Annotated in this window: 4 protein-coding genes; all 4 read right to left on the bottom strand. The window is 54.9% G+C overall.

Annotated features, from left to right (window positions below; translation table 11 throughout):
- Positions 1 to 171 precede the first annotated feature (171 nt).
- Positions 172 to 294, bottom strand: a complete 123-nt coding sequence (locus tag BG74_RS18740; RefSeq protein WP_256364186.1) for a hypothetical protein — start codon at positions 292 to 294, stop codon at positions 172 to 174.
- A 769-nt stretch (positions 295 to 1063) separates the two neighbouring features.
- Entirely contained in the window at positions 1064 to 1417 is a 354-nt protein-coding gene (locus BG74_RS01950) for a hypothetical protein (protein ID WP_187202506.1), read from the bottom strand.
- Between the two features lie 22 nt (positions 1418 to 1439).
- On the bottom strand, positions 1440 to 1826 hold the full coding sequence (locus BG74_RS01955) for a hypothetical protein (RefSeq protein WP_066596217.1): 387 nt from the start codon (positions 1824 to 1826) through the stop codon (positions 1440 to 1442).
- A gap of 27 nt (positions 1827 to 1853) precedes the next feature.
- The gene (locus tag BG74_RS12370; protein ID WP_204376291.1) at positions 1854 to 2015 is read right to left on the bottom strand and encodes a hypothetical protein; all 162 of its coding nucleotides are present in this window, start codon (positions 2013 to 2015) and stop codon (positions 1854 to 1856) included.
- Positions 2016 to 2108: the final 93 nt, after the last annotated feature.

Consider the following 2108-nt stretch of genomic DNA (forward strand, 5'->3'; position numbering starts at 1 on the left):
GCAGGGCCGTGCCTGGCGTGCCGTGGCCGGCGGTAAATTCGCGCACGAACCAGTCAAGATTGGCGGCGGAAGTAGGGCTGGCCTCGATCGCCATGCAGAGGTCTTTTCGATGATGGAATTCATAAATACTGGCCGTAAGTAATCCGGCCGATCCACCACATGGTTTATACTCTACGTACCGGAGGCAATAGATGCATCGCTACTGGCCACCACGTCGAAGATGCCGGCCACGACTAGGATCCCGGTGATCAGGCTGATCAAGCGGACGCCACGCTCGCTGACGTGTCCCGCCACCTAGCAGGATTCGCGCAGCAGCGTCAGCGTGTCTGGTACATCATCACACCGTATCATACCATATAGTGTCATAAACTCGTGGTCATAGTCGCGCCGTTGATAGTCAATTAGACCTGTGCTGGCCGCATCGGAGTAATCCCCGCTGAGCGATCCGCATAGGAAATAGCTGATGACATCCCTTGACATCCTTGGTGCACATCACGTGGCCAATGCGGCGGTACAGCACGGTGTCATGGATCTTCAGTCAGCGTAGCTCATCAATCCGGCATGGCGGCCCAAGGGGTTTGTAACGAGCGCTGATGAATAGACTCGCGCTTTTTACGGGCTTGCTGCTGACAGTCGAGCGCATACAGGTCGTTTCTGTGCCCATCGGCATCCACAGCGATGACCCATGGCCAGTGGCAGTAACGCCAGAGAATGATTACGCGAGATGCGGACGTTTAACGCGGCATCGCTATGGCGGGAAGGAAGGACGCACACTGCTGAAAGTATAAATTATATCGTCGTCGCCCATTCTTATTGAGGGGGATACAAAGTTAATGGATTTGAGAATATAGTGTTTTTCTGCTTCATCGTAGACTGCCTCACTAGGGTCACCAAACCGAACCAGGGGAACATAATGCAAACCCTTCCCTCGTGATTTTCGTAATACACTATTTCATCTCTCAGCATGCGCAATGACTCTGGGCTGCGCACGAGTAAGATAGGATTCCCTAGTGACGCTAATCATCTTCTGAACCGTCCGCTCCGGTGCCAATACGCCATTAAGCTAGTCGACCCAGGCGCCGGTGGCATTCACCACGATATGCAGGAGCAGCGTAAAGGTTTCCTGGCTGAGTACGTCGTGCAGTGTCAGATGCACTCTGTCGGCGCTTTCCAGGCTAAGATAATTCAGTGCCAGCGCCTGTGGATTCGCGCGCTGGGAACCTTCCAACAAGTTAATGCCCAGACGCTCTGGCGCGGTGATCCAGGCATCGTAGTAGGTGGCGCTGCAGCGAATCCCGGACAGCGCGGGCGGGGTAGTTGCCAAGGCCATTGAGTTTCTGTTGATGACGCGGCATCGTACTACTCTGACGGGTGTAGGGATCATAAAGCGTGTCACGCCGGTTTTGATGATCAGCACGCCACGCAGGGCGGGTTTTCGCTCAGACGCAGGAAGCGCTTACCGATGTTAAAAAGACAACCGCCCAACTGTCGATGGGTACCGTCGCGCGCAGCGGCGCGACATAGTGCGAGGCTTTAAGCAGTAGTCGGTCACGTTCGGTAACGGGTTCCTTCACCAGACCAAATTCGCCGGTCTCTGAATAGCGAAAACCACCGTGAATCATGCGCGAGAGCGCGCCTCTAGTCGTCTTTACACCAGTCGCTTTTCTCAACGAGAATGGCGGGGATATATTGTAGCGCCAATTTATGGAAGGTGCCGATGCCGTTGATGCTCCACTAATGATCATGATAGGCGCCCGATCGCAATCGCGTAGTGCCACCAACTGGGTTTCCCGCCCCAATGGCGGTTCACCGTCGTGTTCAGCCATGATTATCCTCCTGGCGTACCGAACTGTTCAATCACGTCGTTGGCGGGTGGTCTTGTCGGTCACTAGCTCTTTAAGATAGCTGCCGCTCAGCGCACAGTGGATGGAGTTGATCTTGGTATTGCTCGCCGCCGCCACGCCACTGCGAAGGAAAAAAGGGATACTCTGGAGCCACAACAGCGGCAGTCCCATCAATCACTGGTTATCCGAGAATTGCGCTGGCCAGTTTCATCCAGCAGATGCGCCAGTAACTCGCTACGGGCGCTGCTGGTTTCAATGCCGCAG

The sequence above is a fragment of the Sodalis-like endosymbiont of Proechinophthirus fluctus genome (genome assembly GCF_001602625.1).
In the GTDB taxonomy this organism is placed as follows: Bacteria; Pseudomonadota; Gammaproteobacteria; order Enterobacterales; family Enterobacteriaceae.